Genomic DNA, 18,919 nt, shown 5'->3' on the forward strand with positions numbered 1-18,919 from the left:
GAATGAACTGGCGCAATTATGCGCTACTTCAGGCAGTCGATCAGCGCTTGCTGCCAATGCGGTTGGCTGACCTGCCATTCACGTGCCAGGCGTGAGCAGTCCAGACGAGAGTTGAGCGGGCGGCGGGCCGGGGTCGGATATTCGCTGCTGGGGATCGGCAGCAGTTCGGCGCAGGGCAGGTCGCGGGCCTTCAACTGCTCGGCGATGGCCTGGGCGAAGCCGAACCAGGAGGTTTCGCCCTGGGCTGTCAGGTGATAAGTGCCCCACGCACCCGCCTGGCCGGCCTGCCAGCGCTCGATCATGGCGCGGGTACTGGCGGCGATCGTCCCGGCCCAGGTCGGTGCGCCGATCTGGTCGTCGACCACCTTCAATTGCGGGCGCTCCTGCAACAGGCGCTGCATGGTCAGCAGGAAGTTGCGCCCATGCAGCGAGTACACCCAGCTGGTACGCAGAATCAGGTGCTCGGCGCCGACCGCGGCAATCGCCTGCTCGCCTGCGAGCTTGCTCTGGCCGTAGACGCCCAGCGGATGCACCGGGTCATCCTCGACATAAGGCGTTGTCTTGTTGCCGTCGAACACGTAGTCGGTGGAGTAGTGGATCAGCGGCGCACCCAGGCGTGCGGCTTCCTCGGCCAACACCCGCGGACCTTCGGCATTGATGGCGTGAGCCAGCGACGCTTCGCTTTCGGCCTGGTCCACCGCAGTGTGCGCCGCGGCGTTGATGATCAGGTCCGGGGCGAGCTGGCGCAGAGGCTCACGCACGGCTTCGGGGTGAGCCAGGTCGAGCTGGTCGCGGCCTAGCAGGTGCAGCTCGCCAAGCCCGGCCAGTGCCTGCTGAAGGGCCTGGGCGACCTGGCCGTTGCGGCCGCAGACGAGGATCTTCATGGGAACAGCTCCGCGTCCTGAAGCAGCACCCCGGCCTGGTCCTTGGCTGACAGCAGCGGTGCCGACGTCAGTTGCCAGTCGATGGCCAACTGCGGATCGTCCCAGCGAATGCAGCGTTCGGCAGCGGGGTTGTAATAGTCGGTGGTCTTGTAAAGGAAATCGGCCGACTCGCTGAGCACCACGAAACCGTGGGCGAAGCCTGGTGGAATCCAGAACTGTCGGTGGTCTTCGGCACTCAGGCGTGTCGCGACCCATTTGCCGAAGGTGGGCGAGCTCCGGCGGATATCGACCGCGACATCCAGTACCTCGCCCTGGACCACGCGTACCAGTTTGCCCTGGGGGTTTTCGATCTGGTAATGGAGGCCGCGCAGCACGCCGCGCTGGGAGCGCGAGTGGTTGTCCTGGACGAAACTGGCAGGGAAACCGGCCTTCTCGGCAAAGTCACGGGCATTGAAGCTTTCGAAGAAAAAGCCTCGGCTGTCGCCGAACACTTTCGGCTCGATGATCAGCACATCGGGAATTTCGGTGTGGATGATGTTCATGAATGTTCTTGGCAGCGAATAGGTTCAACGGCGCGCGAGCGCGGTACTCAAGGCTGAAATCACCCGGTCCTGGCGTTCATCGCCCAGGCCGCACCACAGCGGCAGGCGTACCAGGCGGTCTGACAGTTCGTCGGTGAGCTGCATCGAGCCATGTGCACGTCCGTAGCGCTCGCCGGCGGGCGAGGAATGCAGTGGCACATAGTGGAACACGGGATACACCTCTTCGTCTCGCATCCTCTGCAGCACGGCCTGACGGTCAATGCCCGGGGCGAGCAGCACATAGTACATATGGGCGTTGTGCTGGCAGTCCTGCGGGATGATCGGCCTGCGCAGCAGCCCGTCCGCCTCGAGGCCGGCAAGGGCGTGGTGATAGCGCGCCCAGGTAGCCAGGCGGCTGTTGGTGATCGCTTCAGCTTCCTGCAACTGTGCCCAGAGGAATGCGGCGGTCAGCTCGCCGGGCAGGAACGACGATCCGACCTCCTGCCAGGTGTACTTGTCGACCTGGCCGCGGAAGAAGCGACTGCGGTCGGTACCCTTCTCGCGGATGATTTCCGCGCGCATCACCAGCTCTGGATCGTTGGCCAGCAGGGCTCCGCCTTCGCCGCTGATGACGTTCTTGGTTTCATGGAAGCTGAACGCTCCCAGATCACCAATGCTGCCCAGCGCACGCCCCTTGTAGCTGGACATGACGCCTTGCGCGGCATCCTCCACCACCTTCAGGCCGTGCCTGTGGGCGATGGCCAGGATGCTGTCCATCTCGCAGGCGACGCCAGCGTAGTGGACCACGGCGATGGCCTTGGTGCGTGGGGTGATGGCAGCTTCGATCAGGCGTTCGTCGAGGTTGAGCGTGTCTTCGCGAATATCGACGAACACCGGCACCGCGCCGCGTAGGACGAAAGCATTGGCGGTGGAGACGAAGGTGTAGGACGGCATGATCACTTCATCGCCGGGCTGGATGTCGAGCAGCAGCGCGCACATCTCCAGCGCTGCGGTGCAGGAATGGGTCAGCAGCGCCTTGCCGCTGCCGGTACGCTCCTCGAGCCAGGCATGGCAGCGCTTTGTGAACGGTCCGTCACCGGCAAGCATCTGCCCCAGGTTGGCCTCGGCAATGTGGTGGAACTCCTTGCCGGTCATGTAGGGGCGGTTGAAGGGGATCTTTTCCAGGCTCATGGGCGTTTTCCTGCAGAGTTCGCGGGCGGAAGGTCGCTGCGGATCGCGCTGACGCGCCCGCCGATCTGCGTGCCCTTGGCAAGGTTCTCGTAGAAATAGTCGGTGAAGCCTGCGTGTGCCATGGCGCGTTGCGCGGCCTCGATGTCATAGGCGATGCGGTAGAGCGCGAAGCGTTGGCCGTCCCATGTGGCGAAGGCCGCTCGAGGGTCGCCGTCGCGCGGCTGGCCGACCGAGCCGGGGTTGCACCAGGTCTTGTCGCGGCCCTGCCAGAGGAACTGCACATGGCTGTGGCCGGAGGCGAAGAAGCGCCCCGGGTGTTCAGCGAAATAGGCTTCGCTGGGCTCGAGATATTCATCGAGTGGGTCGTTCCAGCCGCCGTGGATCAACTCCAGGCCGTGCAGGCTGGCACGCTCCGGCAGGCTTTCGAGCCAGCGGCGGTTGTCGGCGCTGAGCACCTCGCGCTGGTAGTCCAGGCAGGCATTGGCGCTGTTGGAGCGTGGGCAGGGCTGGTTGAGCGCGATATAGGCATCGTGGTTGCCCATCAGCGAGAAGATCCCGCGAGCGCGCAAGGTATCGCAGCACTCGTTGACCTGGCTGTAGTAACCGGCGGTGTCGCCCAGGCAGATGATCTCGTCCACACCCATCCGATCGAGCTCGGCGAGCACGGTGGACAGTGCGGCGAAATTGCCGTGGATGTCAGAAATGATCCCGATCATGAACCACGTAGTCCTCGATGTAGCGCACAGCAAAACCTGCGCGCAGCGCTGGTTGCCGGGGCCTTTCGCCCTTGAGATACCAGGCCAGGCACATGGCGGCCTCGTTGTAGCCGAAAGCGGTGCGGATGGAACTGGTGGAAGAGATCCGTGGATTGATCTCCAGCAGCTTCCAGGTGCCGTCGTCTGCCCGGCGGAACTGCAGGTTGGTGGGCCCGACCGGTTTGAAGTGCTGGCACAGGCGCGTCACCACAGCATCCAGGCTGGCGTCGTGGCGCACTTTGGCCTTGGCTGTGGAGCCGTCAGAGGCCAGGCTGCGCTGGAAGGTGATCGCGGCGCAGATGCCGCCCTGGCCGTCACCGAACACCGCCACGGTGTACTCCTGGCTGGCGCTGCCGATGATCGGCTGGGCCATCAGCACCTCCCCGAGAAGGGGTGCCCAGGGTGTGAAATCGCGCGCTTCGCGGACCCACACCAGGCCCTTGGAGGCGTAGCTGCGCCGTGGCTTGAGCAGGAACGGCAGGCCGAGCTGCTGCGAAAGCGAGGCAAAGTCGCCGGTCAGATGGCTGGGGATACGGGCGTCGTCTTCATGTGCCAGCAGGGCCTGGTCCATGGCGTATTTGTCGCGCGACAGGCTGATCAGCCGGGCATCGTTGAGCACAATCCGGCAGCCGGTGGCAGCCAGTGCGTCACGGTTTTCGTCGAGCCAGTGCACATCCTGTTCGATACCGGGAATCAGCAGATCGACCCGGTACTGCTCGATCATCCGCAGCAGCCAGTCCTGATACCTGGGGTCGGCGGTCAACGGGGCCTGTTCGAAGTGGTCGCACCAGGCCTGGCCGACCGCATCGTCGTAGATGTCGGTGCCCAGCAGCCTGATCGTCGGGTCGGCGGCGCGCAGCGATTTCAGAAGGCCGTAGCCCATGATCGCGCCGACGCCAGTGACCATTGCCGTGGTCATTGCTGGGCCTCCTGATGAGCCTGCATCAGTTGCAGGCCGGTACGAATGTCGGTGGCTGGCCAATAGTCGATGGCCTGGTGCAGTTGCGCATCGGCCTGCATGGCCGGCATATCGGCGATGTCCGGCTTGTCGCGCAGGAAGTGGATGTCGGCGCTACGGCCGCAGCCGGCAAAGGCCGCTTCGGCGATCTCCGACAGCCTGGGGCTGTGCGGGTGCACGCAGTCGAAGCGACCGATCACCGTGCGCTGCGCCACGCGTTTCACGATCTCGGCCAGGTCGTCCAGAAACAGGTAGTTGCGCTGCGCGTCGTTTTTGCCATACAGCTGCACCGTCTTGCCTGCGCGCGCCGTTTCGGCGATGAGGTACAGCAGTCCCTGGTGTTTGCGACAGGCACCGGCTGCATCGTAGACCTGGCTGGGACGCAGGATGGTCAGGGCGATTTCGCGTTGCTTGCAGAACAGCTGTGCAAGCTCCTCGGAATGGCGCTTGGACAGCGAATAGATGTTGTAGTGAGGGTCGTCGGCGGTAAAGCCTGCGAACACCGAAGACACCAGGATCAGGTGTCGGACGCCGCTTTGCGCAGCAAGCTCGCAAGCGCGCAGGGTACCGACCGCGTTGACCTGTTCGGCCTGGATCAGCGCTTCGCTGGAGGTCCCGCCGAACGCGGCGGCCACCACCACCACGGTATCGAAATGCCCGCCATCGAAGGGCGGGTTGTCTGACCGCTCCAGGTCGAACGGGAAGTCCGCTTCGCGACGCCCAGCGGTCCTGACTTCACCCAGCGTGGCAAGCCGGGCGGCGATGGCCTGGCCGATGACCGAGGTGCTGCCGATCAACAGGCTTCTCATGTCGGCTCGACCTGGGCCTCGAACATCAGGGCGCAGCAGAGCTCGGGGTAGTCGATGCCGACCGTGCACATCCCTTCGATGATCTCGTTGGACAGCCCCAGCGGCTGCAGTTGCGAGGTCATCAGCGGCTTGAGGAATACCCCTTCCTTGCGCACGATGCGATAGCCGGCCTGCTCCAGCTCATCGGTCAGGCGGCTGACCGAGTAGGTGCGCTGGTGGCCCAGTTCCAGGTCACCCTGGCCCAGCTTCATCATGTCGTCGAGCTTGCCTGCCGCGTGGCCGATACGCCGGTGCAGCGACTCGCCATTGGGCACCAGGACGAACAGTCGGCCGCCAGGCGCGAGGAAGCGACGGAAGTGCTCCAGGACCTGCTGCGGGTTGTCGACGTGTTCGAGGATGAAGCCCATCACGATCAGGTCGAAGGTCCGCTCGGTGTCGAAGTGCTCGAAATAGCTTTCGACGATCTCGACCGGGCTGTCGGGGTAGTTTTCGCGGAACTGGGCGATGACCGAGGGTGAGCCGTCGATCACCGTATGCGAGGCGAAGAAGCGCGAGAAGCGGTTGGTCGAGAAACCGTGGCCGACGCCCAATTCCAGAATCGAGTGATGTTCCTGGCATAGCTTCATGACCCGCTGGGGATACCAGTTGAGCATGATGTCGTTGTCGAAAGCGAAGCCGAAACGATCACTGTAGGCGCCGATGTAGCTGTCTAGTGCATTGCTCATGGGGAGACTCGCATGTCGGGTGCTGCGCCCGTCGGCGCGGTGGATTCAGGAGCCGATGACCGTATGTGCTTCATGAAGCGCGGTGCGTCCGGGCCACAGTTGAACAGCAGGTCGAGGATGGTCACGCCATGGGTGAAATCACCCCACTGCTGCGGGTATTGGGGGTAGCCGCTGTAGTCGAACCAACTGACGGTGATGCCCTGTGTGGCGAACAGGCTTTCATCCAGGTAGTCGCGCGCGGCCGGGCCGGAAAGGTATTCGCTCGCACCGGCTTGCAGACACAAGTCGACCAGGCGTTCGCTCTTGCCTTCACCCAGGCGATAGTCCCAGGAGTGGCTGATGCGTGTGCCGATGCCCAGATAGCGGCAGACGGCCTCGAGCAGCCTACGATTCAGCGGGCTGAGATGGTCGAACTGCTCTTCGAGATAGATCGGTCGCAGCCACTGTCTGATTTCGTCGAAATACGGCGCACGCTTGTAGTTCGCTTCCAGGGACCGCCAGTGACTGGCGGCCCAGTCGTGCCCGTCGATGCGTGTTTCGCGGATCGCCTGGTGGTAGCGCCCTCTGACCTGAACCGGCACGGTCAGCCATTGCACGCCTTGGGGAGTCTTGATCTGGTTGCGATTGCGCCAGTCACGTCGGGTGAATTGCATGTCGTCGTAAAGGATGAACTCGTCCACGGCGGCGATCAGGTCGAAATAACCTTTCCAGGGGATGTAGTTCGACTGCACGATGGCGACCTTCTTCATGCGTATGCCCCCGCGCGTTTGTGACGAACTTCTGACGCACGCAGCCTGCGCGACGATGCCCCGGCGTCAAGGAGCCGGTGCGGGAGGGGCGACAACAACAGTGGTGCAGCGGGCATCGACATCGAGCTCCTGGTGGACAGCGGACGAGGCCAGGCCTTCTGGGGCGCGGCTTTGGCAATGATCGTTGCAGATTGGCAACGACAGTCTGCGCCTCACCCCCTTGCTTCCGGGCAGTGGTAATGGCGATATAAGCAAAAAAGAGGCCGAGGTTCGCACCATGCCGTTGCACACCCTGATCCACCGCTCCAGCCTTCCACGTCCCGAGGTTTCCGAGGTGCAGGCCAGCCATGCCCTGCAGGCCTATTACGGCCTGCACGGCGCGCTGGTGCCCCTCGGTAGCCAGCAGGACGTGAACTTCCGGCTGGACAGCGAGCAGGGGCGCTTCGTCTTCAAGCTGTGTCATGGCAGCTATGCCCAGGTCGAGCTCGAGGCGCAACACGCGGCACTCGCGTATCTGCAGGGGCAGGGTCTGCCGGTGCCGGCGGTGCGTGCAGCGCTGAGTGGCGAGGGCTTGCTGGCCCTGGAGATCGGCGGCCAGGCCCTGCGTTGCCGCGTGCTCGAATACATCGACGGCCAGCCGCTGACCCGTCTGAAGCATATGCCGGATAGGTTGATGGCCGAGCTGGGGACGCTGTGTGCACAACTCGGCAAGGCCCTGGCCGGTTTCGAGCACCCGGGGCTGGAGCGCACGCTGCAGTGGGACCCACGCCATGCCGAGGAGTTGATCGAGCACCTGCTGCCGGTCATCAAGGACGAGGCCCGACGCGAGCGCGTCGAGGGTGTGGCCAGTCAGGCGCGGGCGCGTCTGCAGCCGCTGGTCGGACAGCTTCCGACGCAGGCGGTGCATCTGGACATCACCGATGACAACGTGGTCTGGGCGCTCGACGAGCATCGTCAGTGGCAGGCGCAAGGCGTTATCGACTTCGGCGATCTGTCCCACACCTGGCGTATCGCCGACCTCTCTGTCACCTGCGCGGCCTTGCTGCATCATGCCGAAGGCGATCCGCTACGGATCCTGCCGGTGGTTGCGGCCTACCAGGCGGTCAATCCGCTGAGCGAAGCCGAATTGCGCGCCTTGTGGCCGCTGGTGCTCAACCGTTCCGCGGTGCTGGTGCTCAGCAGCGAGCAGCAACTCACCGTCGATCCGGACAACCAGTACACCCGCGACAACATCGCCCATGAGTGGGAAATCTTCGACACTGCCACTGCGGTGCCTGCCGCCCTGATGGAAGCGGCGATCCTGCAGACCGCGGGCTTTGCCCCGGACACCCTGGCCCTCGGCGACTGCGCAGCACTGCTGCCGAGCCTGGCCGGCCAGACCGTGGGTCGGCTCGATCTGGGTGTGCTGAGCCCGCACTGCGAGGCTGGAAACTGGCAGCAGGCTGGATTCGACCAGCACCTGTTGCTTGCCCAGCCGGCTCCCGCCACCACGCTGCATGGGCAGTACCGTCTGTCGCAAACCCATTTTGACCGCCCTGACGAGCCTGCCACCTGTGCCTTGGGCGTGGAACTGAACCTGCCGGGCGGTACGGTGTTGCACGCGCCGCAAACCGGTATCTGGCTGAGCACGGGGGATGGCCGCGGGTGTCTGAGCACCGCCGGTTGGGGGCTGTGGCTGAGCGGCCTGGAGCAGGCGCCGGAGGATGGCGAATCGGTGCGCAAGGGCCAGCTGCTCGGTTCGACCTGTGGCTTCCTGAGCGTACAGCTGTGCCTGGATCCGAACATCGCGCCGCCGTTCTTCGCCAAACCGTCCCAGGCAAAGGCCTGGCTGGCGCTTTGCCCGTCGCCGACGGCACTGCTCGGCTTCGACTGCGATGCCGAGCCGCTGGTCGATGCCCAGGCGCTGCTGGCGCGGCGCGATGCCAGCTTCGCCCGCTCGCAGAAGCACTACTACGCCCAGCCGCCGCATATCGAGCGCGGCTGGCGCAACTACCTGATCGACATGCAGGGGCGTTCCTACCTGGACATGCTCAACAACGTGGCGGTGCTCGGGCATGGGCATCCGCGCATGGTCGCTGAATCGGCGCGGCAGTGGTCGCTGGTCAATACCAACTCGCGCTTCCACTACGCGGCCGTCGCCGAGTTCTCCGAGCGTCTGCTCGAAATAGCGCCGGAAGGCTTCGACCGGGTGTTTCTGGTCAACAGCGGCACCGAGGCCAACGATCTGGCGATCCGTCTGGCCTGGGCCTACAGCGGTGGGCGTGACTTGCTCAGCGTGCTGGAGGCCTATCACGGCTGGTCGGTGGCCACCGATGCCATCTCCACCTCGATCGCCGACAATCCCCAGGCTCTGGAAACCCGACCGGACTGGGTGCATCCGGTAGAGGCGCCCAATACGTTCCGCGGCCGTTACCGCGGCGCTGACAGTGCCAGTGATTACCTGCGCGATGTCGACGCCAAGCTCGCCGACCTGGATGCCCGTGGCCGCCAGCTGGCAGGGATGATCTGCGAGCCTGTGTACGGCAATGCCGGCGGTATCTCGCTGCCCCAGGGCTACCTGCGCGAGGCCTATGCAAAGGTGCGGGCGCGCGGCGGCGTGTGCATCGCCGATGAAGTGCAGGTTGGCTACGGCCGCCTGGGCGAGTACTTCTGGGGGTTCGAGGAGCAGGGCGTGGTGCCGGACATCATCACCATGGCCAAGGGCATGGGCAATGGCCAGCCGCTGGGTGCGGTGATCACCCGGCGCGAGATTGCCGAAGCGCTCGAGGCCGAGGGTTATTTCTTCTCCTCGGCCGGCGGCAGCCCGGTGAGCTGCCGCATCGGCATGGCGGTGCTGGATGTGATGCGCGACGAAGGGCTGTGGGATAACGCCCGCGATGTTGGCCGCCACTTCAAGGCGCGCTTGCAAGCGTTGGTCGATAAACATCCGCTTGCGGGCGCTGCCCACGGCTCGGGCTTCTACCTGGGGCTGGAACTGGTGCGTGACCGCCAGACATTGGAACCGGCCACCGAGGAGACCATGGTCCTGTGCGATCGCCTGCGCGACCTGGGGATCTTCATGCAGCCCACGGGAGACTACTTGAACATCCTCAAGATCAAGCCGCCGATGTGCACCACGCGGCAGAGCGTGGACTACTTCGTCGATTGCGTGGACCGTGTGTTGGCGGAGCTGAGCTGATTTAAATCGATTTATATCGATTAAATTTCTTGAAATATCTATTTGTATTTTATTTCAGGCTTTAAAAGTCGATATCTATCGGTTAGATTGGTCGTACTCGCTGGCCCTTCGCGGGCAAGCCCGCTCCCACAGGTAGCTGATGCTGCCCCTGTGGGAACGGGCTTGCCCGCGAAGAGGCCCTGACAGACACCCGCACAATCAACCCTGGCACCAGCCTGCCGGGCCATCCAGAGGCTACTCATGAAGACCCTGAACTCGACTCCCCGCGCCGACGGTTTCCACATGCCCGCCGAGTGGGCCCCGCAAACCCAGGTATGGATGGTCTGGCCGGAGCGCCCGGACAACTGGCGCCTGGGCGGCAAGCCCGCGCAGGCGGCGCACGTCACCCTGGCCAAGGCCATTGCCCGCTTCGAGCCGGTCACCGTGGCGGTATCTGCGGGCCAGTACGAAAATGCCCGCCGCCAGCTCGACCTGCCCAATATTCGCGTGGTCGAGATCAGCAACGACGACGCCTGGGTCCGCGACACCGGCCCGACCTTCGTGATCAACGATCATGGCGAAGTGCGTGGCGTGGACTGGGGCTTCAATGCCTGGGGCGGTTTCGATGGCGGCCTGTATGCGCCCTGGAACCGTGACGAAGAACTGGCCGCCAAGGTCATGGAGATGGAGCGCTGCCAGCGCTACCACACTGAAGGTTTCGTACTCGAGGGTGGTTCGATCCACGTGGACGGCGAAGGCACCCTGATCACCACCGAAGAGTGCCTGCTCAATCGCAACCGCAACCCGCACCTCACGCGTGAGCAGATCGAAGACGTGCTGCGCGAACATCTGGCAGTCGAGACCATCGTCTGGCTGCCCGAAGGCCTGTACAACGATGAAACCGACGGCCACGTCGACAATTTCTGCTGTTACGTCAGCCCGGGCGAAGTGTTACTGGCCTGGACCGATGATTCCAACGACCCCAACTATGCGCGCTGCCAGGCTGCCTACGAGGTGCTGAAAAACACCCGCGATGCCAAGGGGCGCGAGTTCGTGGTGCACAAGATGCCCATTCCTGGGCCGCTGTTCGCCACCGAGGAAGAATGCGCCGGCGTTGACCAGGTCGCTGGCAGCCAGGAGCGTGACCCGTCGGTGCGCCTGGCCGGCTCCTACGTGAACTTCCTGATCGTCAACGGCGGCATCATCGCGCCGAGCTTCGACGACCCGGCAGATGCCCAGGCTAGAGCGATTCTGGCCAAGGTCTTCCCGGACCATGAAGTGGTGATGATCCCGGGTCGCGAGCTTTTGCTGGGCGGCGGCAACATCCACTGCCTCACCCAGCAGCAACCGGCACCGGTCAAGCGCTGATCGCCGAACACTGAAAGGGCCTGTCGAATGACAGGCCCTTTTGCTTCGCGCAAACGATTTATCCACGCGCTGGCACAGCTCTTGTATTGCATTTCCCTGGGGTGTTTCGGGGCGGCGGTCCACGCTGTTCTGTAACAATCCCACAGTAATTTAGCCGCTCACGGCCCCAGGGAGTACGTGTCGAATGAATGCAACAAGTGAGTCGGCTTTGTCTCCAATGGCGATCAATCACGAATCGCTCAAGGTGCTGGCGCAATGGTTGAAGCACCATGGAAACATCCGGGTCAGGAAGACCGATACGCGCCGCCTTCTGGATGGTCGTTATCCTCAAGGCCTGCTCAGTGAAGCGGAGCTCGAGGCTCTGGTTGCTGTCTGGCACTGAAGGCAAGGCATCGCATAACGAAAACGCCACCGTATCGACGGTGGCGTTTTTGTTTCAGCTGGCCAGCTCGGCAGCGTCCTCTTCCTCGAACCCGCGAGCGGCACGACCCACCAGCAGTGGATCTGGCGCGTGGGCGACGCTGTGATCCTTGCCCGGGTAATCCAGCGAGTGGAGGAAGTGCCGGATGCAGTTGAGCCGGGCGCGCTTCTTGTCGTCGGACTTGATCACCGTCCAGGGCGCATCGGCGGTGTCGGTGTGGAAGAACATCGCCTCCTTGGCGGCGGTGTAGTCGTCCCACTTGTCCAGTGACTTGATGTCGATTGGCGACAGCTTCCAGTGCTTGAGTGGGTCGTCCCGCCGGGAGATGAAGCGGCGCAGCTGTTCTTCGCGATTCACCGAGAACCAGTACTTGAACAGCAGGATGCCGCTGTTGCACAGCATCCGCTCAAGGTCAGGTGCCTGGCGCATGAACTCCAGGTACTGCAGCGGTGAGCAGAAATCCATGACCCGCTCGACCCCGGCGCGGTTGTACCAGGAGCGGTCGAAGAACACCATTTCGCCCGCCGTAGGCAGGTGCTGGATGTAGCGCTGGAAGTACCACTGGCCCTTTTCCTGCTCGGACGGCTTCTCCAGCGCTACGATGCGAGCCCCTCGCGGATTCAGGTGCTCCATGAAGCGCTTGATGGTTCCGCCTTTGCCCGCTGCATCGCGTCCCTCGAACAGCACCACGATGCGCTGGCCGGTATCTTTCGCCCAGCTCTGCACCTTCAGCAGCTCGATCTGCAGCGCGTGCTTGGCCTTTTCGTACTCCTGGCGGCGCATGCGCGTGCGGTAGGGGTAGCTGGCCGGCAGGCGCGCGCTGGTGCTGTCTTCGTTACTGCCTTTAGGGGCGGTGGCGACTTCCAGGGCGGTAGGCTGCTGGCTGATCCGGGTGATGGACGCTTGCGGTTTGCGCTTGCGAGGGCGCGGTGTACGCAGTGGCGTAGCCGGTGCAGCCTCGACGGGGTTGGCAAGGGGGAGGGGGGAATCGTCGCTCATGGAGGTCCTTTCGGGGATCGGGTATCCATGGCGCAGTGTAGGGCGGTGCGGCTGGTGGCGTTTTGATGCTGGTCAATGATGGTCGGTGAGGCAAGACCACTTTGCGGTAGTACACGCTGTGGGAGCGGGCTCGTCCCGCGATTGGGCCGCGCAGCGGCCCGGTTCTGCAAAAAACAGAATTTGATCGCAGAGACGTCGATTTACGGGTTGGCTGGCGTGCGTTCACCTTGCTCCAGCGAATGCGCAATGGCAATTAGGTTGGTACAGGCGAGGGGCATGGATGGTTGCACTGACGAAGAAGCGTAATCGCAGGCAACAAAAAACCCGCACTAGGCGGGTTTCTTGTGTCGCTTCGGGTAACTTTGCAACCACCCGATGCTTAATGGTGGTGCCCAGAGACGGAGTCGAACCGCCGACACGAGGATTTTCAATCCTCTGCTCTACCGACTGAGCTATCTGGGCGACGGGGCGAATTAAAAAGGTTTTCAGACCTTGCGTCAACGACTTTTTGAAAATTTTTTAAATTAATTCCGTCGCTTACGAATGTTGTCTGTTTTTTGTACAGCGAACCGTTCGGATCGGGTTCACGCGCTGGGTGGAACGTAGCCTTCAGCCTGGGCGTAGTCCTCGCCGGCGAAGAATTTGTCCATTTCCGCCTGGAGGAATTTGCGATCCTCGCCATTCATCATGTTCAGGCGCTTCTCGTTGATCAGCATGGTCTGGTGCTTCTGCCACTCGTCCCAGGCCTTCTGCGAGATGTGCTCGTAGATGTCCTGGCCCTTGGCGCCAGGATAGGGCGGGCGTGGCAGGCCTGGCAGTTCTTCGTTGTACTTGCGGCACTTCACGGTGCGGGTCATCGGGCTTCTCCTGCAATCAATTCGTCGGCCACGCGTGCGAGCAGCTTCTTGACCGGGGCTGCCAGGCCCAGGCGCGGCGGGGTGGCGAGGTTATACCAGAGCCAGTCAGGCTCGGCCACGTGCGATCCGAGCGGGTCGACTCGCACCAGCCACGGCTCGATCGCCAGCTGAAAGTGGCTGAAGGTGTGGGTCAGGCCTTGCAGCGCCTGGCTTTCGGTCATGCGCAGGCCGTGCTGGTAGGCAAGGTCGTCAAGCTGCGCCAGGCTGTCGAGCTCTGGCAGGCTCCACAGGCCGCCCCACAGGCCGCTGGAGGGGCGGCGGTAGAGCAGGATGGCGCCTTCGTTGTTGGTCAGCAGCGGCATCAGCGTCTTGCGCTGGGGCAGGGCCTTACGCGGCTTGGGTTCGGGGTAGCGTTTCTCGTCGCCGAGCAGGTGCGCCTCGCAACCCTGTTGCAGCGGGCAGATCAGGCAACTGGGCTTGCTGCGGGTACACAGCGTGGCGCCAAGGTCCATCATCGCCTGGGTGTAGTGGTTGACCCGGGTCATGGGGGTGAAACGCTCGGCTGCGGCCCACAGCGCATTGGCCACCTTCGGCTCGCCGGGGTAACCGGCCTGGGCGGTGAAGCGCGCCAGGACGCGCTTGACGTTGCCGTCGAGGATCGGTGCGCGGATGCCCATGCTGATACTGGCGATGGCGCCTGCGGTGGAGCGGCCAATACCGGGCAGCTCGGTCAGCGCCTCGACGCTGCGCGGGAACTCGCCGCCATGCTGGGCGACGACGATCTTCGCGGCCTTCTGCAGGTTGCGCGCGCGGGTGTAGTAGCCCAGGCCCGTCCACAGGTGCAGGACCTCGTCTTCCGGCGCCTCGGCCAGGGCCTGCACGGTGGGCAGGGCCTGCATGAAGCGGTCGAAGTAGTTGAGCACGGTACTGACCTGGGTCTGCTGCAACATGATTTCCGACACCCACACCCGGTAGGGGGTGATGCCCTGTTGCCAGGGCAGATCGTGACGGCCGTGCTGGTCGAACCACGCCAGCACGGCGCTGGAGAACTGCTGGGGGCTCATCGTTTGAACAGCCCCTTGAGCGCGTCTTTCAATTCAGGGCTCACCTTGTCGCCGAGTTTTTCATCGAGCTTTTCGTCGATCTTGTCTTTCAGGCGGTTGCCCGCAAGCTTCGCGGCAACCTTGCCCAGGCCGTCCTGGTCCAGGCGGCAGGCCTTGGCCCCCAGTTCGAGCGGGCCGCGGCAGCGCAGTGGCACTTCGACGCCGACATAGCGCTCATTGACCTGGCACGCCGGGTCCGGCATGGCGCGCTGGTCGCCCTCGACCACCACGCCGACGCCGTAGTCCATGCCCAGTACGCGCAGGTCCAGGTCGCCCTGGCCGTTCACGGTCAAGCCCGGGATGCGCACCTTGAGGTCTGGGTTGCTGGCCACGCCATTGCGTACCACCAGCGTGCCGCGCAGTTCCTGGAACGGCGTGTCCTTGGCCCGTGGCTCGCCGCTGAGCTGCTTGCGGTTGAGCGTGGCGATGGCCTGGCACAGCTGCTGCTCGAGGTTGGCATTGACCAGCACACCGTCATTGATGGTGAAACTGGCGTTGCCGTTGAGCGTATCGATCAGCGCCTTCTGGCTGTTGCCGGTGGCGGTCAGGTCGCTCGACAAGGTCAGCAGGCCCTTGACCGGCGGTGCCTGATCCGGGCTTTCGCGCTTGATGAAGTGCTCGACCGGTACCCGGTTGATCCTGGTATTCACCCCGAGCTGCGGGACGGCAGGGCGTACGTCGACGGTGCCCTTGGCTTCGAAGGTGCCGTTGTACAGGCCACCGCGCAGGGTCTCCAGGGTGACCAGGCCGCCCTGGCCATTGGCCTTGAGCTGGGCGTCGGTGATCGGCAGCTTGTCGAGGGTCAGCGCGCCGAACGAGAGATCGGCCTGCAGGTCGAGGGCGCGCAGGCGATCGACCGGCAACAGCTTGTCGTTGCTCCAGGCTACTTGAGTGGGGGCGTTGGGCAGCGGCGTGGTGCCGGCACCGGCGATCGCGCTGGCTTCCTGTTGCTTGACCTCGGCCTGGCGCGCGGCCTTGGCGCCCTTGGCCTCATCGCTCTTGGCAGGCAGGTAGCGGTCGGCATCGAAGGTGTCGCCCTTGAGCTGCACGCGAAGGGCCTGCTTGGCGAAGTCTTCGACGGCGACACGGCCAGTGAAGGTGCTCTGGTCGAGTTTCACCGCCAAGTCTTCCATGGCGATGGAGTTCTGGGTGCCTTGCAGGCGACCGACCAGTTCCAGCTTGGCGAAGGCCGCCGGGTCGGCAGTGGCTGGCAGCGGATGACCGATGCCGTCGAGGAAGGTACGCAGGTCGAACTGGGCGATGGACAGCCCGCCGCTGATCTGCGGCGCCTTGTCCAGGTCGCGCAGGCTCAGCTCGCCGAGGGCGCGCAACTGGTTGGCCGAGACCTTCAGGCCGCTCCAGGACGCGACGTTGGCGCCCAGGTCGACCAGCACCTGGCCCTGTGCTGCGAAGGTCACGGTCTTGCCAGCGGTCGGCTCGCCCGAGGTTTCGCCGGACAGGCGCATGTCTTCGAGGCTGTAGCGCTTGAGCTTGCGGTCGAAGCGCAGGTCGCCGACCAGTTCGGTACGAGCCTTGATGTTCGGCTCGCTGGCGCTGAGGAAGGCGCTGGCCTTGATTGGGGTGCTGACCCCATCGTGAATGGGCCCGCTGCTCAACTGGATGCTTTCGGCGCCATAGCTTTTGCCGCTCTGCTCATCGGTGAACTGCACCCGCGCGTTGTTGACGGTCAGGCTGTCGATGTCCAGCTTCACCGAGCGCTCGCTGCTGGCCTGCGCCTGCGCCGATGGCTGCGCGGGCGCGCCTTCGGCAGGGGCCGGCTGGTTGCTGGCCGTGGCATTCGGGTTGGGGAGCGGCTTGCCGATATCCTCCCAGTTGCCATGGCCGTGTTCGTCGCGCAGCAACCTAAGGTTCAAGCCCTCGATGCGCACGTCGCTCATCTGCACCTCACGGCGCAGCAGCGGCAGCACGCGCACCGACAGGCCGAGCATCTGCAGGTCGGCGAACGGCTGCTTGGGGTTGTTCAGCGTGGCGATGCTCGCCTCGTGCAGTTCCAGGCCCAGCCAGGGGAACAGGCTCCAGCCGATGTCACCGTTGAGGGTGAGCTCGACGTGGGCCTTGTTGCGGGCCAGCTGGCGGATTTCGTCTTTGTAGTCGTTGGGATCGAAGAGGTGGGTCAGGGCGAAGCCCAGCGCCACGATGATCAGCAACAACCCGAGAAGTCCCAGCCCCAGGAATTTGCCGAACGCTTTCATGGGCGAGTCCTTGTAGTCCGATAGGTGAATTCGAGCGGCAGAGTATAGCGCCGCGACCATCGCTTCTGAGTATCTGACAAGAGATACAGGGCGTTTCCTGCGAATCGGATTCGACAGTTCTGGCTTGGGCAGTTCCACGTTCGAGTCGGCGTCGGTCTCGTTCGCGGGCAAGTCTGCTCCCACGAAAGCCGCGTGGTACCGCCGTTGTAGGAGCGGGCTTGCCCGCGAAGAGGCCGCTGCACATCGCAAACGGTTGCGCGACCGACCTGTACCGGTTCAGTTTTATGAAAAATAATGATGTCAGATTGATCTCGCCGTCATCTTATGCTGGTAACCTTGCGCAGCTTCCGGAGTGACCGCGACCTATTGTCGCGGGGCAACGACGCCGAAAACGGTGCCAATTTCGCCTTGTGTGCCGCGAAACAGCCAGGGAAACGATCCGAAAGCGCAACCATACATAAAAGGATCGAATCCATGAATAGCAGTATTACGGCAGGAGCGGCGACGAGCGCGCCGGGCTTCCTGTCGAAGGAGCGCATCATCGCCCGGCCAGGGTTCAATCGCTGGCTGGTTCCACCGGCCGCCCTGGCCATCCACCTGTGCATCGGCATGGCCTATGGCTTCTCGGTGTTCTGGCTGCCTCTGTCCCAGGCCATCGGCATCACCGCACCGGTCGCCTGCTCGCCTGACATGGGCTTCATCGCTCGTCTGTTCAGCGCCGACTGCGACTGGCAGATCTCGATGCTCAGCTGGATCTACACCCTGTTCTTCGTCTTCCTCGGCTGCTCGGCCGCCGTGCTGGGCGGTTGGCTGGAACACGCCGGCCCGCGCAAGGCTGGCCTGGTATCGGCGCTGTGCTGGTGCGGCGGCCTGGTGATCTCGGCAATCGGCATCAAGACCCATCAGCTCTGGCTGATGTGGCTAGGCTCGGGCGTCATCGGCGGTATCGGCCTGGGGTTGGGCTACATCTCGCCGGTTTCGACGCTGATCAAGTGGTTCCCGGACAAGCGCGGCATGGCGACCGGCATGGCGATCATGGGCTTTGGCGGCGGCGCGATGGTGGGGGCGCCACTGGCCACTGCACTGATGGGGCATTTCGCCAACGGCCAGGAAGTCGGCGTATGGCAGAGCTTCATCGCCATGGCGGCGATCTACTTCGTGTTCATGACTGCTGGCGCCCTGGCGTACCGCGTGCCGCCGACCGGCTGGAAGCCTGAGGGCTGGACGCCGCCGGTGAAAAAGGCCAACGCCATGGTCACCGACCGTCACGTGCACGTCAGCGTGGCCTGGAAGACCCCGCAGTTCGCGCTGGTGTGGCTGGTGCTGTGCCTGAACGTCTCGGCCGGCATCGGCATCCTGGGCATGGCCTCGCCACTGCTGCAGGAAGTGTTCGGCGGCAAGCTGCTGGGCAACGACCTGAGCTTCAGCGAGCTGAATGCCGCGCAGTTGGCACAGATCGCTGCGATCGCTGCCGGCTTCACCGGCCTGCTGAGCCTGTTCAACATCGGCGGGCGCTTCTTCTGGGCGTCGTTCTCCGACTACATCGGGCGCAAGAACACCTACTTCGCCTTCTTCGCCATCGGCGTGGGCCTGTACACCCTGGTGCCGAACATGGGCCACATCGGCAACGTCGCGCTGTTCGTGGCGGCGTTCTGCATCATCCTGTCGATGTACGGTGGTGGCTTCTCCACAGTGCCCGCCTACCTGGCCGACCTGTTCGGCACGCAGATGGTCGGTGCGATCCACGGTCGCCTGCTGACCGCCTGGGCAGCAGCCGGCGTGCTCGGCCCGGTGCTGATCACCTACCTGCGTGAAGCCCAGCTGGCTGCGGGCGTACCGCGTGCCGCCGCCTACGACATGACCCTGTACATCCTCGCCGGCCTGCTGGTACTGGGCTTCATCTGCAACCTGCTGGTGCGCCCGGTGGCCGACAAGTACTTCATGACCGAGGCCGAACTTGCCGCCGAGCGCGCGCTGAGCCACGACAAGGGCGCCGATGGTGCGCAGTCGCTGGAGTGGCATGCAGCGCCTGGCAGCCTGCCGCTGGTGCTGCTGGCCTGGGCCGTGGTGGTGATTCCGCTGGCCTGGGGCGTGTGGATCACCCTGCAGAAGACGGCGGTGCTGTTCCACTGATGCACTGATTTGCCGGGCCTGAAAGGGCCCTTTCGCGGGCGAGCCCGCTCCTGCAAGGCGATGTTGCCCTTGTGGG

At 64.0% G+C, this 18,919-nt stretch carries 16 protein-coding genes and 1 tRNA gene; 4 read left to right on the forward strand and 13 right to left on the reverse strand.

The window, feature by feature from the left end:
• Nucleotides 1–23: 23 nt before the first annotated feature.
• From rfbD to AB688_RS03680, 8 genes are read right to left on the reverse strand one after another with little or no spacing between them, the layout of a single operon-like run.
• Nucleotides 24–884, reverse strand: coding sequence for a dTDP-4-dehydrorhamnose reductase (gene rfbD / locus AB688_RS03645; RefSeq protein WP_063542246.1), 861 nt, complete (start codon nt 882–884; stop codon nt 24–26).
• Nucleotides 881–1,426, reverse strand: coding sequence for a dTDP-4-dehydrorhamnose 3,5-epimerase (gene rfbC / locus AB688_RS03650; RefSeq protein ID WP_054891693.1), 546 nt, complete (start codon nt 1,424–1,426; stop codon nt 881–883). Before rfbC ends, rfbD begins: the two co-directional genes overlap by 4 nt.
• A 24-nt stretch (nt 1,427–1,450) precedes the next feature.
• A complete protein-coding gene (rffA, locus tag AB688_RS03655; protein WP_063542248.1) occupies nt 1,451–2,596 on the reverse strand; it encodes a dTDP-4-amino-4,6-dideoxygalactose transaminase in 1,146 nt (381 codons plus the stop codon).
• Nucleotides 2,593–3,312, reverse strand: a complete 720-nt coding sequence (locus AB688_RS03660) for a metallophosphoesterase family protein (protein WP_063542250.1) — start codon at nt 3,310–3,312, stop codon at nt 2,593–2,595. The genes rffA and AB688_RS03660 overlap by 4 nt, the downstream gene beginning before the upstream one ends.
• The gene (locus AB688_RS03665; protein WP_063542252.1) at nt 3,293–4,270 is read right to left on the reverse strand and encodes an ATP-grasp domain-containing protein; all 978 of its coding nucleotides are present in this window, start codon (nt 4,268–4,270) and stop codon (nt 3,293–3,295) included. The genes AB688_RS03660 and AB688_RS03665 overlap by 20 nt, the downstream gene beginning before the upstream one ends.
• Nucleotides 4,267–5,118: an NAD-dependent epimerase/dehydratase family protein gene (locus tag AB688_RS03670; protein WP_063542254.1), complete on the reverse strand. Its 852-nt coding sequence runs from the start codon at nt 5,116–5,118 to the stop codon at nt 4,267–4,269. The genes AB688_RS03665 and AB688_RS03670 overlap by 4 nt, the downstream gene beginning before the upstream one ends.
• The gene (locus AB688_RS03675; RefSeq protein ID WP_063542256.1) at nt 5,115–5,843 is read right to left on the reverse strand and encodes a class I SAM-dependent methyltransferase; all 729 of its coding nucleotides are present in this window, start codon (nt 5,841–5,843) and stop codon (nt 5,115–5,117) included. The genes AB688_RS03670 and AB688_RS03675 overlap by 4 nt, the downstream gene beginning before the upstream one ends.
• The gene (locus AB688_RS03680; protein ID WP_063542258.1) at nt 5,840–6,592 is read right to left on the reverse strand and encodes a WbqC family protein; all 753 of its coding nucleotides are present in this window, start codon (nt 6,590–6,592) and stop codon (nt 5,840–5,842) included. Before AB688_RS03680 ends, AB688_RS03675 begins: the two co-directional genes overlap by 4 nt.
• A 277-nt stretch (nt 6,593–6,869) precedes the next feature.
• Between AB688_RS03680 and AB688_RS03685 the strand changes: the two genes are divergently transcribed.
• The 3 genes from AB688_RS03685 (at nt 6,870) to AB688_RS03695 (ending at nt 11,499) form a co-directional block, all read left to right on the forward strand.
• Entirely contained in the window at nt 6,870–9,770 is a 2,901-nt protein-coding gene (locus AB688_RS03685) for an aminotransferase (protein WP_155738182.1), read from the forward strand.
• Between the two features lie 240 nt (nt 9,771–10,010).
• Nucleotides 10,011–11,117: an agmatine deiminase gene (aguA, locus tag AB688_RS03690; RefSeq protein WP_063542260.1), complete on the forward strand. Its 1,107-nt coding sequence runs from the start codon at nt 10,011–10,013 to the stop codon at nt 11,115–11,117.
• A 184-nt stretch (nt 11,118–11,301) separates the two neighbouring features.
• Entirely contained in the window at nt 11,302–11,499 is a 198-nt protein-coding gene (locus tag AB688_RS03695) for a hypothetical protein (RefSeq protein WP_054891701.1), read from the forward strand.
• Between the two features lie 54 nt (nt 11,500–11,553).
• Here the strand turns inward: AB688_RS03695 and ppk2 are convergent, their stop codons facing one another.
• The 5 genes from ppk2 to AB688_RS03720 all read right to left on the reverse strand — a co-directional run bounded on the left by ppk2 (nt 11,554) and on the right by AB688_RS03720 (nt 16,710).
• The gene (gene ppk2, locus AB688_RS03700; RefSeq protein ID WP_054891702.1) at nt 11,554–12,537 is read right to left on the reverse strand and encodes a polyphosphate kinase 2; all 984 of its coding nucleotides are present in this window, start codon (nt 12,535–12,537) and stop codon (nt 11,554–11,556) included.
• A 386-nt stretch (nt 12,538–12,923) separates the two neighbouring features.
• Nucleotides 12,924–12,999, reverse strand: a tRNA-Phe gene (locus tag AB688_RS03705).
• A 122-nt stretch (nt 13,000–13,121) separates the two neighbouring features.
• Complete coding sequence (locus AB688_RS03710) at nt 13,122–13,394, reverse strand: oxidative damage protection protein (RefSeq protein ID WP_029612825.1); 273 nt, start codon at nt 13,392–13,394, stop codon at nt 13,122–13,124.
• Nucleotides 13,391–14,458: an A/G-specific adenine glycosylase gene (gene mutY, locus AB688_RS03715; protein ID WP_063542262.1), complete on the reverse strand. Its 1,068-nt coding sequence runs from the start codon at nt 14,456–14,458 to the stop codon at nt 13,391–13,393. The genes AB688_RS03710 and mutY overlap by 4 nt, the downstream gene beginning before the upstream one ends.
• Entirely contained in the window at nt 14,455–16,710 is a 2,256-nt protein-coding gene (locus AB688_RS03720) for an AsmA family protein (protein ID WP_063542264.1), read from the reverse strand. Before AB688_RS03720 ends, mutY begins: the two co-directional genes overlap by 4 nt.
• 474 nt (nt 16,711–17,184) lie before the next feature.
• On the opposite strand from AB688_RS03720, the gene AB688_RS03725 reads away from it, so the two are divergent.
• The gene (locus AB688_RS03725) at nt 17,185–18,843 is read left to right on the forward strand and encodes an OFA family MFS transporter (protein ID WP_063542266.1); all 1,659 of its coding nucleotides are present in this window, start codon (nt 17,185–17,187) and stop codon (nt 18,841–18,843) included.
• Nucleotides 18,844–18,919 lie beyond the last annotated feature (76 nt).

Origin of the sequence: Pseudomonas putida (assembly GCF_001636055.1) — a bacterium.
In the GTDB taxonomy this organism is placed as follows: domain Bacteria; phylum Pseudomonadota; class Gammaproteobacteria; order Pseudomonadales; family Pseudomonadaceae; genus Aquipseudomonas; species Aquipseudomonas machongensis.